Origin of the sequence: Glutamicibacter ardleyensis (assembly GCF_014644555.1) — a bacterium.
Classification (GTDB): Bacteria; Actinomycetota; Actinomycetes; order Actinomycetales; family Micrococcaceae; genus Glutamicibacter; species Glutamicibacter bergerei.
This window is the reverse complement of record NZ_BMKX01000005.1, coordinates 53,529-67,698: the sequence shown is the minus strand read 5'-3', so window position 1 is coordinate 67,698 and position 14,170 is coordinate 53,529. Positions and strand designations below refer to the sequence as shown.

The window sequence follows — 14,170 nt, the reverse complement described above, 5'->3', positions numbered from 1 at the left end:
TTTCCCTTGAGAATGTTCATCCCTCGCCCGTGGCGAACGACTTAATACGTCACCGGGTTTTCTGGATTGGTTACGTCGATGACTTTAGCCTTGGCCTTATTTTCTTTGAGCTGTTTCAGGAAAATATTAGCCACTTCGTTTTTAAGTGCGGCTTTATCTCCGTCTCCCCAGATCAGAGTTCGCTTGTTCGGCAAGGCTAGCTCCATGAAGCCAGCCTGGGTGAGGGTCGCCGTTGACACCTGTTTGAGCACCTTTGGCTCCACGGTACTCAAAATTCCCGTCAACAGTTGAAATTTCTCGGGATCTTTCGTTTCATCTGACGCTTTGACGCGAGGAAGCTTGGTTTTATCTTTCTCACCAATCTTCTTCAGCTTCTCGCCGGTGGAGGAAACAATAAATGAGTTCTTGCCGTCCACTAAGATCGCTACAGGTTCAGCTTCAACGACCTCAACTACGAGAGTATCTGGCATCTTTGCTCGGACAACGATTTCATCTACGGCCGGTTCATCACCGATGAGTTCCGCTACGCGCGACTCTGAGATGCGTGGCAGTGGAACCCCCTGCAACGGGGCCAACGCCTCAAGTAGCTTTTTCTCGCTGACCAGTTTGCTGCCGGTCACTTCGATTTTTTTCGCCGCAAGCAACGGAGAAAAACTCAGCACCAGCACGGCGGTAACGCTCAAAGCCACAATGCTCGCGGCAATAATGAGTAGCAGCTTGCGACGCTTTTTCTCCGGACTTGCCGGAAGCTCGACTACCTTGGAATTTTCCATCACATTAACCTCCAGCTTTAGTCGAAGGACAATGCAGCAACGATTTGCTCGCCCAGTTCGGTTACATCACCGGCGCCGATGGTCATCACCACGTCACCAGGCTCGGCGTACTCCACCGCATGGGCTACTGCAGCTAGCGGAGTGAGAACTTCGCTAGGTACTTCAATGCGCTGGGCAATGAGCTCGCTGGTAACCCCAGGGATCGGCTCTTCGCGGGCAGGGTAAATTTCTAACACCCGCACGCTATCTGCCAAAGACAAGGCCTGGGCAAACTGACGGTAGAATTCCTGGGTCCGGCTAAAGAGGTGTGGCTGGAAGATGACGTGCAACTTTCCGTTGCCTGCCACCGCTCGGCCGGCCTTCAACGCGGCATCAACCTCGGTGGGGTGGTGAGCGTAATCGTCATAGACTCGAACGCCATTGCCTGAGCCTTTAAATTCAAAGCGACGAGCGGCACCAGCAAAGCTTCCCAGCGCCACTAACGCTTCTTCAATTTCCAGTCCCGCGTCCATGCCTACAGCTAGTGCCGCTGCGGCGTTGAGCAAATTGTGCTCCCCGGGCACCGCGAGATTCAGAATATGACTCTGACCGCTACCCCACTCGATGGTGGCCTCGAATCGGCCATTGTCCAAGGCCCGGGCGTTACTAAGTCGGCGATCCGCGTGATCGGCAAAGCCGTAGGTCTGAATCCTCAATTCGGGTCGTTCCGCACGCATCTTCCGCGCAAGATCATTAGCACCTTGGTCATCGGCACAACAGATGAGCAGACCGTCTTCGGGTAGCAAGCGAGCGAATTCTACGAAGGCTTGGTGGACCGCTTCGGCGGTGCCGTAGTGATCCAGATGATCCGCCTCAATATTGGTGACGACAATGACATTTGGTCGGTAGTTTAGGAACGAGGCATCAGACTCGTCTGCTTCCGCCACGAAGATCTCTCCACGGCCCAATTCCGCATTCGTACCAAGACTTGGAATGTTTGCTCCCACGGCGAAGGATGGCGCAGCCGATGCGGTTTTGAGCATGTGGGCGGTCAACGAGGTAGTCGTAGTTTTTCCGTGGGTACCGGCGATAGTCACCACCTGTTGGTGTCCACGCATAGTCGCTTCGAGTCCCTCGGAACGGTGCATGATTTTCAGTCCACGGCGCAATGCTTCATCGTATTCCGCGTTGCCTGGTTTGATGATCGAGGAGATGACCACGGTGTCCGCATCACCCAAGTTTTGTGGGTCGTAGCCGATATGGATCCGAGCGCCACGTTCACGAAGGCCTTCAAGGACCGGCAAATCCTTGGCGTCTGAACCAGAGACTGCTACCCCGTAGTCCAGGAGCAGTCGGGCTACGGCTGAGACGCCGACGCCGCCAACGCCCATCAGATGTACCTTGCCTAATTCGGCGATGTGGTTGCCTGGCTGCGGTGCCATAATTTAGCCTTTCTGACCCGACGCGGAACGTCGGGATGAAACTTCGTCGATAATCATTGCTGCCATCTGTTCGGCAGCGTCTCGTTGTCCCAGCGAAGCAGCAGCTTGCGACATCTGTTCAAGTTTATGCTGATCGGTGATCAAGTTCAGGACCGTGTCGGTGACATAGCCGGGAGTAAAGTCCGAGTTCGAAACCAATAATGCGCCTCCGGCTACAACCAGCTCGCTCGCATTTAGTTTCTGTTCACCGTTGCCAATTGGCAATGGAACGAGAACTGAAGCGGTTCCAGCCACCGCCAGCTCGCACACGGTACCCGCGCCGGAACGGCAGATCATCAGGTCTGCCGCGGCGTAAGCGAACTCCATTCGGTCCACGTACTCGCGTTGCGTATAACCGGCATGTTCCAGATGGTTACCTTGGGCATCGGTAATTTGCTTCCCGCGACCGGTGATATGCACTACGTGCACTCCTGCAGCGTCCAGCTGGTCAAGCGAAGCAACAATAGTCTCGTTAATGCTCTGCGCACCGGAAGACCCACCGGTGACCACCAGCACCGGCGACTGATCGGCGAGGCCAAAGTACGCACGAGCCTCGTCACGAATCGTGGACCGATCCATCAGCGCAACGTTAGATCTCATCGGCATGCCGACCTGACGTGCGTTTGGTAATCCGGTGTTAGCGAATGTAGTTCCGACACCCACCGCGTGTTTTGCACCCAGCTTATTGGCCATGCCTGCAACCGAATTTGCTTCGTGAACAAAAGTTGGGATGCCAAGCTTTTTAGCCGCTAGGTAAGCCGGAGTGCAGACGTATCCCCCGACTCCGAGCAATGCTTCGGCTTTGGTTTCCCGGAGTATCTTCTTTGCTTCATTGATTGCTTTGAGGAACCGGAAAGGAAACTTGAGCAGATCAAGGTTGATGCTTCGTGGCATAGGCGCTTTGGGGATTAGCGCTAACCGATACCCGGCTTCGGGAACCAGCTTAGTTTCAAGCCCGCCGGGGGAACCCAGTGCAACGATGTTTGCCTGTGTATCTTGCTGACGCACTGCATCTGCGATGGCCAGCATTGGCGAAATATGGCCGGCGGTTCCGCCTCCGGCAACGACCAGACGGATCGGATCACTCATGGCTTTTATACTCCTCGGGTCCAAGACCAGCGATTAGGCACAATCAACGTAAAACTTACTTTGGCGACTTTCCGGTGTCCGTAGCAAAGTTCGCTATGGCTGCGAGTTTTTGAGCACGTGCCGAACAAAGCACGAAGCCCATAGCTAGCATTACCGCAAGCATCGCCGAACCACCGGAAGAAATGAAAGGTAGCGGCACACCGATGACCGGTAGCAATCCACTGACCGTACCAAGATTGATGAAGGTTTGTCCGATGATCCAGGTGGAAATGCAACCCATCAATACCTTGGTGTACAAGTCATTGGCGCGCATCGCGATACGGAACATGGCCAAGGCCAGCAGTGCAAACATGCAAAGGACAAAGAGGACACCGACAAATCCGAATTCTTCGCCAAGAATTGAGAAGATGAAGTCGTTTTGCGCTTCGGGAACGTAGGACCACTTTAGTCGTGATTGACCAGCCCCGACGCCGAACCAACCGCCGGAGGCGAATGCGTGCAGTCCCATGCTGGACTGGTAACAGATTCTGTCATCGACTCCGCAGTCAATTTTCAACCATGCCAACACACGAGCACGACGGTTAGAGGACGCGAATACCAGCACCGCGAGCATGGCAAAGCCTGTAATGCCTGCCAGCGCCAGCCACTTCATCTTCAGCCCGCCAAGAAAAAGCGCGGTGGCGATGATCAAGATCAATACCAGCGCGGTACCTACGTCTTTTCCGGCTAACACCAGCAAAAGAATGGCGCCGCCGATTGGAAGGACGATCGGTACAAATAGGTGCTTGTAGTCGTGGAGCATGTTTTGCTTTTTTTCAAGCATAAATGCAGCAAAAACTGCCAACGCTAACTTGGCAAACTCACTGGGCTGCAGGCCGATGGTGCTGGTGATACGGATCCAGTTTCGGTTACCCAGAACCTCATGGCCGAGCGGAGTGAACGCCACGAGGAACAACAGTAGTACCGCCACGAGTGCGGCTGGCCAGGCCAGCCTTTTCAACGTTGCAGGTTTGAAAAACTGCATCGCTATCATCGCGACAATGCCTAATCCGGCAAACATCGCTTGGGATAATGCCACGGTGAAGCCATCATTTCCGCGAGCAATAGCCTCAACGGACGCCGAGGACTGCACCATCAGCACACCAAATATTGCCAAGGCAATCGAGGTGACGAACACCAGCATGTAGTCGATCGAAGCGGTGCGTGCACTGCCGGATTCGATGTTGCCGATGAGCCGACCGACCGGGGAGAACTTTGGCTTTCTATTCTTGGTTTTTTTGCCACGTGCTGTTGCCATCATTGCCTCCCGTCCGGTCAGATTGCTTACTTAGTTCCTGCGGTTCCCTCATCCATGAGATCACTGACAGCGCTGATAAATGCGTTGCCACGCTGGGCGTAGGAACTGAATTGGTCCATCGAGGCAGCTGCCGGTGCCATCAATACTGTATCCCCGGCCTGCGCAAGTTCTGCAGCCTTGCGCACTGCTTGGGTCATCACCTGCGAGCCTGTCGGGGCCATGTCCGTGGCAGCTTGTCCCAGCGCGGTGATGTCTACCAGCTCGACGTCACTAGCGTGTTCGGCCAGTGCCGCACGCAGTGAGTCGTTATCGGTACCAATCAGCAGTACGGCGCGTAAACGCTGTGCATGAGTTCTAATCAGCTCGGTGTAGTCCACACCCTTAGACAGTCCGCCTGCAATCCACACCACCGAGCTAAATGCCGCAAGTGAGGCGTTAGCCGCGTGCGGGTTGGTGGCTTTTGAATCATTGATCCACAAGATGTCATTGCGTCGCGCGACGGCTTGAATACGGTGAGCACCAGAATCAAAACCGCTCAGACCCTTGGCTATTGCCTCGGCTTCAACCCCATACGCGCGGGCCAAAGTAGCGGCCGCGGCGGCGTTGGCTGCGGTATGCTTCGGAACGATTTCGCCGATATCGCTCAGCGCCACCAGTTCTAAGGCATTGCTCCGGCGCTCTTCGATAAATGCGCGGTCCACCAATAGGCTTTCAACGATCCCTACGGTGGAAACGGCTGGGCTGTCGGTGGAGAAGCCGATGGCGCGGCATCCTTCGATGACATCCGCGTTCTCAACCATTTGAAGCGTCTTGGCATCTGCGACGTTAAAGATCGCGGCGACTTGGGTTCGCTCATAGATTTTAGCTTTGTCCGCCTGGTAGGCCTCAAAGCCGCCATGCCAGTCCACGTGATCTTCGGCGATGTTCAAGACGACTGAGGCCAAAGGAGAGATGCTGTGGGTGAAGTGAAGCTGGAAGCTCGATAGTTCAACAACAAATACGTCGTAGTCCACCGGTTCACGAACCGCATCCAAAATGGGGGTCCCTACGTTTCCCACGGCGATGGCACGTAACCCGGCAGCCTGCAAGATCGCTTCGGTCATGCCTACGGTCGTAGTTTTACCGTTGGTACCGGTGATCGCTAGCCACTGTGGCGCAGTGCGCCCTGCACGGTTCTGCACGCGCCAAGCAAGTTCAACATCGCCCCAGATTTCGATACCGGCTTCTGCCGCCGCCGCCAATACTGGGTGGCGTGGATTCCAGCCCGGCGAGACCACCACGAGATCCGGCGCGCCGCCGTCAACCTGTGGCAACGAGTCAATATGTTCGGTACCGAGCAACACCTGATGCGCTCCGACAATTTTCAGTGTCTCGGCACGCTGCGAGTTGATCTCGTCATCACGTCCGTCGATGACGGTGACTATGGCGCCAAGCTCGATCAGCGTGTCGGCGGCGGAGAATCCGGAGAGTCCCAGACCCGCAACAACAACGCGCAGGTCTTTCCAGTTTGCATCCCAGCTGGTCAGATTGGCCAGTTTTTCACTCACAGTGCGACAACCCATTCGGAGTAGAACAGACCCAGTCCGGCTGCCACAAAGAGACCGGCCAGAATCCAGAAACGAATAACAACATTCTCTTCGGACCATCCGGAGAGCTCAAAGTGGTGCTGCAACGGCGCCATCTTGAAGACGCGCTTGCCACCGGAAAGTTTGAAGTAACCAACCTGGATTATCACCGACAATGCGATGATGACGAACAAGCCAGCAATGACAACCAGCAACAGCTGGGTGCGTGAGAGGATCGCCATCGCTGCCAGGGCGCCACCAATAGCTAGCGAACCGGTATCACCCATGAAGATCTTCGCTGGTTTTGCGTTCCACCAGAGGAAGGCGATCAGTGCGCCGGAAATCGTTGCACCGAGCAGTGCTAGATCCTGCGGATCACGCACGGTGTAGCAAACTTCCATCGCGTTATCGCGGCCACAGGCCTGATTCTGTTGCCAGATACCAATGAGCGTGTAAGCGCCGAACACCATAATGGAAGCACCAGTCGCAAGACCGTCAAGACCGTCAGTGAGGTTCACACCGTTGGTGGTCGCGGTGGAGATGAAGTTGGCCCAAAGCACAAAGAGAATCAGGCCCACCATTGGTCCGGCGAATGCTAGGTCAATGTTCAGATCGCGCAGGAATGAAATCGCCGTTGACCCAGGAGTTAGCCCCTGGGAGTTAGGGAACTGCAAGGCAAGAACTGCGAAGCTGATGCCAACAATTGCCTGCAAGATGATCTTCTGGTAGGCACGCAGTCCCAAGGAACGCTTCTTGGCGATCTTAATGAAGTCATCCAGGAAGCCGACAAGTCCCATACCGCCGAACAATAACAACACCAGCAAGCCACTGGCGGTAATCCCCGAGGAAGTACGCCCCATCAGACCTAGGATGCCGTGGGTGAGGAAGTAAGCAACAAAGACCGCAAGGATAAAGACCACGCCACCCATGGTGGGGGTACCGGACTTCACCGAATGTGAGTTTGGTCCGTCGTCACGCACCACTTGTCCGTACTGCTTTTTGGTCAGTAACCGGATGTACAGCGGCATGGCCACCATGGTCAGCACTAAGGCAATGCCTGCGCCTAGAATCAATGCGATCATGCGTCTTCGCCTTCTTTCACAAGTGCTGCGATGTCATCACCTAGGTGTCGTAACCCGGCGCCATTTGAAGATTTGAACAAAACTATGTCGCCGGGCAGAAGCTGCTCGGCAAGCTGGCTACGTGCTTCTTCGATGGTTTCCACGAAGTAGGCTTCATCGCCCCAACTGCCTTCGAGCACCGCGGAGTTATATGCCAGCTTTGCGCCCCAGCCAATCACCAACAACTTTTTGATGTTCATCCGTACCGCAATGCGCCCCAGAACATCATGCTCATGCCGGGATTCGTCCCCGAGCTCTAGCATTTCGCCTAGGACCGCCCAGGTACGCCGGGCAACACCTTGCTCGTTCGGAAGTCCTAGTTCGGCCAGCGTGCGTAGTGCGGCGCGCATGGACTCTGGATTCGCGTTGTACGCATCGTTAATGATGGTGACTCCATCGGCGCGCTCAATGCGTTCCATCCGCCACCGGCTGCCGGCAGTGAGCCCATCAAGGGTTTGTGCAATCAAGGCCGCTTCGATGCCTAATTCAGCCGCTGCACCGGCAGCGGCCAAAATATTCGAGACATGGTGGCGTCCAAGCAGACCTGAGGTGATTCGCTGGCTGTAACCATTGGAAAATTCTAGAGTTAGTTCAGGCTGACCATCGGAGTTGACAACCACATCCTCAGCCCAGACGCTCGCGTTCTCTGGTTTATTGCTGACGGTACCGAAGTAACGTACCGCTCCCCCGGAGCGCTGCGCCATACGTGCGACTCGTGAGTCGTCATAGTTCAGTAGAGCGGTCCCGGAAGCGTCTAAGGCTTCAACAAGTTCACCCTTGGCCTTTTCAATATTTTCCACTCCACCGAATTCCCCGGCGTGTGCGGTGCCTACACAAAGCACCACCCCGATCTTCGGGTGCACCATATCGGTGAGGTAAGTCAGGTGTCCAATACCGGTAGCGCCCATCTCGATCACCAGGTACTTGGTGTCTTCGGTGGCACTGAATACGGTCAGCGGCACTCCGACTTCTCCGTTATAGGAGCCAATCGGGGACACCGTCGGCGCAACCTTGGACAAGATGCTTGCCAAAAGGTCTTTGGTGGTTGTTTTGCCGGCTGAGCCGGTAATCCCGATGACCACCGCGTCGTTTTTCTTCTTCAGATACTCAACGATGTGTGCAGCGATCTGACCCATCGCTTCGACCGCGTCATCGACAATAATTGCCGGATGCTCGGCTCTTTGCTCGTCGAGAGTGACACGTTCGGCTAGAGCCAACGTGGCGCCGCTGGACAGGGCCTTGTCAATAAAGGCGTGCCCGTCAGAAAATTCGCCGGGCTTAGCAACAAAAAGGGCTCCGGGAAGCACGTCACGCGAATCGGTAGTAACCGATGAGATGACGGTGGATGGGGCGACAGAAGCTGTCGCGCGACCCCCGGTGATCGCGAGCAGGTCGGAGAGAGACAAATCAATCATGGCAATTAGGACTTTACACTTGAGCGGCGGGTGAGGAGGACTTCTGTGAGCTAGTAAATGGTCACAAATCCATGAAGCTTTAGCGCATTGGCCAGTTCGACGCGGTCATCTAACTCAACGTCAATACCGGCGACGTCTTGGCTAACTTCGTGTCCGCGACCGGCAACGAGTATCGCATCTTGCACTCCAGCCAAACTCACAGCGAATTCAACGGCTTTAGCGCGTGGCGCGATGTTGAATAGCTGCACCGCTGCACGTTCAGCGTCGATCACGGCTTGCGCGCCGGCGGCAACCTGTTCGCGAATTGGTTCTGGATCTTCCCCATGCGGGTCATCATCGGTGACAATGACGATGTCTGCATGGCGCGCCGCCACGGCGCCCATGTCCGGGCGCTTGGTTTTGTCACGATCGCCGGTGGCACCGAAAACGATAATTCGACGTCCTTGCCCGGTGACGCGCATCGATTCCAAGGCCTTGGCGATGGCATCGGAGTTATGCGCGAAGTCCACTACTGCCACGGGTGACTCGCCGATGACTTGCATCCGACCTGGAACCGATACCGACAGCGGGTCAGCTTGCTTCAGTGCTTCCTGGAGCTGTTCTAGAGCAACACCGCTGGCCAGCACCATCACGGTTGCCAGCGCCGCGTTGGCGACATTAAAGAGTCCCGGCAGGCCGGTGCGGGCGTGAATTTCGCGTCCATCGCGATGCACGATAGTGAACTGATGTCCTAATACGCTGGGCGCGATGTTCACTACGTGCCAGTCGGCATTGGTATGTGCATCAAGGCTCAACGACTCGGTGGGAATTGAAGCGTTCTGCGCCAGTCGCTGTCCATAGGAGTCATCGACCATCACCACTGCACGCTGGCTATGGCCCGAGGTAAACAGTTGCGCTTTGGTCTGGAAATAATCTTCCATCGAACCATGCAGATCGAGATGGTCCTGGGTGAGGTTGGTATATCCGGATACGGCAAACTGCAATCCGTCTACCCGCCCGTAACTCAGCGAATGGCTAGAAACTTCCATAGCCACCGTAGAAATTTCTTGTTCATTCATTCGTGCCAGGACACCATGCAGCTGGGTCGCCTCGGGGGTAGTGAGCACGCTAGGGATAATCTGACCGCGAGCAGACATTTCAATGGTGCCTACAAGACCTGCATGTAATCCGAGGGCCTCGGTAATCGCCCGAATCATAAAGGTTGTGGTGGTTTTGCCATTGGTGCCGGTCACCGCTAACAATTCGGGGCAGTTCTTCGCTGTACCGTAGACCATGCTGGCGGCGCGAGCTGCAATTTTTCGCACATCGCTGACTACTGCCACCGGAATCGACGCCGGTTCGGCCAACAGGTTGAGGCCCGCCTCATCGGTGATCAGCGCGACGGCTCCATTGGCTATGGCGGTGTCTAGGAATTCTGCGCCGTGACGTTTTGCGCCCGAGATGGCCAGGAATACGTCCCCGGGCTGAACTATCTGTGGGTTCAGGCTCACTCCGGTAATGGGTCGCTTGTTAGCGGCTCCATGAGCGGTTGCAGCGAGTGGTTCTAGCAACTGATCAAAGTCGATGCCTTTGACCGTGCTAGGTCGCAAATGATGTTCCAGCTCGCGTGGCGTGCCTGATTCCTGAACTACCAAGGTTTCTTTTGTTCCTTACCAACGAAGACGTCATACGCTTCTGATTTTGTGGAGCTTGGTGGCACGTTGTAGGTGTTGAGTACGTGACTCATTACTTCAGTAAACGTGTCGGCGACCGAAAAGTTTTTCCAGCTACCCTGCGGACGGTACATGGTTGCCACCACAACGTACTGTGGGTCATCCAGTGGTGCTACGCCTGCGAAGGAATAGCTGTACCCGTCATAGCCCTTATCACTTGCGGCCTGTCCGGTACCCGTTTTACCGCCTACGCGGTATCCCGGTATCTTCATTTTAGTACCGGTGCCCGATTCCACGACGCCTTCCATGATCTTCAGCATCTCTTTTGCTGTCTCTTTCTTCACAACGCGGCTCGTTTTTGACGGATCCGGTTCGGTTACGCTTCCATCGTCGTTTTTATAACCTTCGATGAGGCTCGGTGCGATGCGCTCTCCACCGTTGGCTAGAGTCTGGAAAATCGAGGCGGTGTGCAGGACGGTTTGCGAATAACCTTGGCCAAACATCGTGGTGTACTGCTGGCGGCGATCCCAATTTTCTGGTTTCGCCAGCTGTCCAGCGCTTGCACCGTTTAGTCCAAGGTAAATCGGGCTTCCTAGCCCAAACTTACGCATGTAGTCATAGCGTTGTTTTTTGGTCAGCTTGTTTCCGACCATCACGGTACCGGTGTTGTAGGAACGAGCAAAAACTCCGGCCGCAGTCATATCGAAAGTGTCGTGTGGCAAGGAGTCGTTAATAGTCTCCTTGGTGACTGTGTACTTGTTCGGAACACGGAGCTCGGTCTTTGGGGTTACCGCTCCCTGATCAATTGCCGCAGCAAAAATTGCAGCCTTGCCGGTGGAGCCTGGCTCAAAAGCCCGGGTGATAGACACGGAGCGACGAAACTCAGGGTCGGTGGCACCTGGGTCATTGGGATCTAATTGAGCAGAGTCACCAATGGCAAGGATCTTGCCGGTCTTTACTTCCTGAACGACTACCGATACCCATTGGGCATTAAACTGCTTCTGCTTCTTTTCGGCCTCACGCTGTGCCACATAGTTCACATCGGAGTCGATGGTCAGCATGACGTCTTGGCCGTTAACCGCTGGGGTTTCTTCAACCTCGGTGACCGGTATGCGGACGCCGTCGGCACTGACCTCAATCTTGCGACTGCCTTCGGTTCCTTTAAGATGCTTTTCTTGGCTTAGTTCTAAGCCTTCAGCACCCACCACGGATGTTTGATCCTCAGAGTTTCGCACAAAACCTAGGAGCGGTCCGGCGATCACGCCTTGTGGGTACTGTCGTTCGCTACGTAGCAATGGGGAAAGGCGTGGGATGCCGACTTCCATCACTTCGTTTTTAACTTCTGGAGTGACTCCCTTGGCCAGGACCACGTAGCCTTTGGGTTTGGCACCGTCCTGCGGCTGAACGGAAGTGGCAAGCTCTGCTGGATCCTGGTCAAGAATCTGGGCTAGTTCCTTGACCGCCTGATCCCAACCAATGAACTCGCTACCGTTGGTGCCATCGCGCTTTGCGCGGCGGAATTGATCTCGCTGGTCTCGCTGGTCAATAACCAGGTCGTAACGGTCAACGCTGACCGCCAACAACGTACCGTTGCGATCAACGATAGAACCACGGGTCGGCGCGATAACTTCTTCGCGCTGGCGGTCTGCCTGCGCGGCATCGGCGACGGTCGAAGCGTTAATTCCCTGTACCCAAAACAATCGGCCCGCGATTGCTAGGAGCGCTGCCAAAGATAAGATGAGCAAAAAACGCATGCGCTTTTTTGCTGTGTCCAGTGCGGTCGAGCTCACGGTGATACTCAGTCCCCTCAACGTGGTTTCTTGACAGCGAGAATTACCGTCGTGGTTCTAGCTTAGAAAGCGAAAGCTAGTTCGTCGGGGATTTGATCATTGGTGCTGGGATCGTGCCGCCGTTGAGTTCGCTATCTTTGAAGACCGGTCGTCCGTCATCGGCAATCTTGCGAGTTGCCGTTTCGTCTTTCACTACAGACTTCGTGGAATTCTTCGAGTCCGCCGAATCGGTAGCCGGCTTCGCATCATCTTTAGAGGCATTGCCCACAGTAGGCACTGGTGCCTTGGACTCACTCTTCTTCGTGTCGGCCTTTGCCTTCTCGCGGATGCTCTGCCCCGGTAGTGGCAACGTTGCGTAGTTGGCGGAATTTCCTTCCGCCTCCACGGCCTTGTCTGCAGACTTCGTGATGGAGTTGTCGTTGAGATCCACCAGTCCAGGAGCCCCCGGTGCTACTAAGCCAAGCGCTTTCGCTTTTTTTGCCAGCGCCTGCGGAGCTGACAGCGATTGAGCTTCCTTGAGTAGCGCCTGGTTTTCTTGCGAGAGCACGCGTTCTTGGTTTCGCAAAGACACAATGTCATATTGTCTTTGGGCTACCGACGTGTTCATCAGCACGAGCGTAACTATCACTGAAAATGCCACGACGACCAGAGCAATCACCATGACCAACATCGAACGCTTGTTGGTCTCGTTAATACGCGGTACGAGTGAGAGCGTAACGCGCTGGCGCGAATCAAGCTCTGGAAGTTCACTTGCAGCCACTGGTTCCGGACGAACGGCGCGAGCAGCACTACCGTCGACAACCGTCTGTGCGGTCATTGCGGCGGTCTTGGTGACTCGACGTTGGGCTCGTTGGGTCATGGGCTAGCTCCTTTTCAGAACTCTTTCGACCGCACGCAAGCGGGCCGATGCAGCACGTGGATTTTCTGCGATTTCTGCTTCTGTCGGCTTCTCGGTGCCCTTGGTGAGTACCTTGAATTCGGGCTTATGCTCTTCCAGCTCAACTGGAAAACCCGGAGGAGCTGAAGAGGTAGAACCCTTGACGAAGTGACGTTTGGTGATTTTGTCCTCGAGTGAGTGGTAACTCATGACGACCACCCGGCCGCCAATATTCAGTGAGGACATCGACGCAGGTATAGCTCGTTCCAAAACGTCAAGCTCTTCATTCACCGCAATACGCAATGCTTGGAAAGTTCGCTTTGCGGGGTGCCCTGAGGTGCGTGCTGCAGCAGCAGGAACTACTGAGCGAATAACCTCGACCAGCTGAGCTGTCGTCGTGATTCGTTCTGTGGCTCGCGCCTCCACGATGGCTGTAGAAATCCGACCCGCAAATTTCTCTTCGCCCCACTGACGAATAATCCGTAGCAGTCGCTCACGGTCCAGGTCGTTGACCAAGTCTTCGGCAGTTGGACCAACCGAGGTGTCCATACGCATATCTAGAGGCGCATCGTAGGAATATGCAAAACCTCGTTCGCGCTCATCGAGTTGCAATGAGGAAACACCAAGATCAAAAAGTACGCCGTCGATTCCCGGGAAACCCAGGTCTTCCACCACGTCCGAGATTTCGTCGTAGACCGCATGCACAAGGTCTACTCGATCTTCGAAAGGCTTTAGACGAGCTCCGGCAAGCTGGTGAGCCTGCTCGTCACGGTCAAGACCGATCAGGTGGAGATTGTCGAAGCGTTGCAGGATCGCCTCGGAGTGTCCACCCATTCCTAAGGTGCAGTCCACAACAACGGCTCTACGTCCGTCGGCATTGGCGCGCTCGATGCCCGGTGCCAAAAGATTGACGCATCGATCCAGTAATACCGGAACATGTCGCTCCGAAGCTGGTCGTTGAGAATCTTGATTCGGCACTGCGCCCCCTTTTCGCTGTTGTTGTCTCCGCTGGAATCAGATCCCCATCCAACCTCGCGTCAGTGAATTTTGATCTGGATCCGGGGAAGTGGAGCCAGAGCAAGTCACCGTCAAGGTGGCTGGAGATCTCATCCCAGCGTTCTTGTTTCTGTG

The 14,170-nt window shown here is 55.2% G+C and carries 11 protein-coding genes; all 11 read right to left on the bottom strand.

Translation table 11 applies throughout. From position 1 onward, the window contains the following. Positions 1–41: 41 nt before the first annotated feature. Positions 42–773, bottom strand: a complete 732-nt coding sequence (locus tag IEX04_RS10810) for a cell division protein FtsQ/DivIB (protein WP_188685723.1) — start codon at positions 771–773, stop codon at positions 42–44. A 17-nt stretch (positions 774–790) separates the two neighbouring features. Continuing rightward, entirely contained in the window at positions 791–2,194 is a 1,404-nt protein-coding gene (gene murC, locus IEX04_RS10805) for a UDP-N-acetylmuramate--L-alanine ligase (RefSeq protein WP_188685721.1), read from the bottom strand. A gap of 3 nt (positions 2,195–2,197) precedes the next feature. Then, a complete protein-coding gene (gene murG, locus IEX04_RS10800) occupies positions 2,198–3,322 on the bottom strand; it encodes an undecaprenyldiphospho-muramoylpentapeptide beta-N-acetylglucosaminyltransferase (protein ID WP_188685719.1) in 1,125 nt (374 codons plus the stop codon). Positions 3,323–3,377: 55 nt separating this feature from the next. Beyond that, positions 3,378–4,622 carry an FtsW/RodA/SpoVE family cell cycle protein gene (locus IEX04_RS10795; protein ID WP_188685717.1) on the bottom strand — a complete coding sequence of 415 codons (1,245 nt, stop codon included), beginning with the start codon at positions 4,620–4,622 and terminating at the stop codon, positions 3,378–3,380. A gap of 23 nt (positions 4,623–4,645) precedes the next feature. Beyond that, positions 4,646–6,181 carry a UDP-N-acetylmuramoyl-L-alanine--D-glutamate ligase gene (murD, locus tag IEX04_RS10790; protein WP_188685716.1) on the bottom strand — a complete coding sequence of 512 codons (1,536 nt, stop codon included), beginning with the start codon at positions 6,179–6,181 and terminating at the stop codon, positions 4,646–4,648. After that, complete coding sequence (gene mraY, locus IEX04_RS10785; RefSeq protein WP_096257133.1) at positions 6,163–7,266, bottom strand: phospho-N-acetylmuramoyl-pentapeptide-transferase; 1,104 nt, start codon at positions 7,264–7,266, stop codon at positions 6,163–6,165. Before mraY ends, murD begins: the two co-directional genes overlap by 19 nt. Beyond that, positions 7,263–8,720, bottom strand: a complete 1,458-nt coding sequence (locus tag IEX04_RS10780) for a UDP-N-acetylmuramoyl-tripeptide--D-alanyl-D-alanine ligase (RefSeq protein ID WP_188685715.1) — start codon at positions 8,718–8,720, stop codon at positions 7,263–7,265. Before IEX04_RS10780 ends, mraY begins: the two co-directional genes overlap by 4 nt. Positions 8,721–8,770: 50 nt before the next feature. Further along, positions 8,771–10,354, bottom strand: coding sequence for a UDP-N-acetylmuramoyl-L-alanyl-D-glutamate--2,6-diaminopimelate ligase (locus IEX04_RS10775; protein ID WP_188685714.1), 1,584 nt, complete (start codon positions 10,352–10,354; stop codon positions 8,771–8,773). After that, on the bottom strand, positions 10,348–12,162 hold the full coding sequence (locus IEX04_RS10770) for a peptidoglycan D,D-transpeptidase FtsI family protein (RefSeq protein ID WP_229677105.1): 1,815 nt from the start codon (positions 12,160–12,162) through the stop codon (positions 10,348–10,350). The genes IEX04_RS10775 and IEX04_RS10770 overlap by 7 nt, the downstream gene beginning before the upstream one ends. A 76-nt stretch (positions 12,163–12,238) precedes the next feature. Continuing rightward, on the bottom strand, positions 12,239–13,021 hold the full coding sequence (ftsL, locus tag IEX04_RS10765; protein ID WP_188685713.1) for a cell division protein FtsL: 783 nt from the start codon (positions 13,019–13,021) through the stop codon (positions 12,239–12,241). 3 nt (positions 13,022–13,024) lie between these two features. Beyond that, positions 13,025–14,017 carry a 16S rRNA (cytosine(1402)-N(4))-methyltransferase RsmH gene (gene rsmH, locus IEX04_RS10760; RefSeq protein ID WP_188685712.1) on the bottom strand — a complete coding sequence of 331 codons (993 nt, stop codon included), beginning with the start codon at positions 14,015–14,017 and terminating at the stop codon, positions 13,025–13,027. Positions 14,018–14,170: the final 153 nt, after the last annotated feature.

Bases quoted from the DNA above. Each gene is read 5' to 3' on its own strand.
- IEX04_RS10810 (WP_188685723.1), bottom strand. From the start codon at position 773: ATGGAAAATTCCAAGGTAGTCGAGCTTCCGGCAAGTCCGGAGAAAAAG.
- murC (WP_188685721.1), bottom strand. From the start codon at position 2,194: ATGGCACCGCAGCCAGGCAACCACATCGCCGAATTAGGCAAGGTACAT.
- murG (WP_188685719.1), bottom strand. From the start codon at position 3,322: ATGAGTGATCCGATCCGTCTGGTCGTTGCCGGAGGCGGAACCGCCGGC.
- IEX04_RS10795 (WP_188685717.1), bottom strand. From the start codon at position 4,622: ATGATGGCAACAGCACGTGGCAAAAAAACCAAGAATAGAAAGCCAAAG.
- murD (WP_188685716.1), bottom strand. From the start codon at position 6,181: ATGGGTTGTCGCACTGTGAGTGAAAAACTGGCCAATCTGACCAGCTGG.
- mraY (WP_096257133.1), bottom strand. From the start codon at position 7,266: ATGATCGCATTGATTCTAGGCGCAGGCATTGCCTTAGTGCTGACCATG.
- IEX04_RS10780 (WP_188685715.1), bottom strand. From the start codon at position 8,720: ATGATTGATTTGTCTCTCTCCGACCTGCTCGCGATCACCGGGGGTCGC.
- ftsL (WP_188685713.1), bottom strand. From the start codon at position 13,021: ATGACCCAACGAGCCCAACGTCGAGTCACCAAGACCGCCGCAATGACC.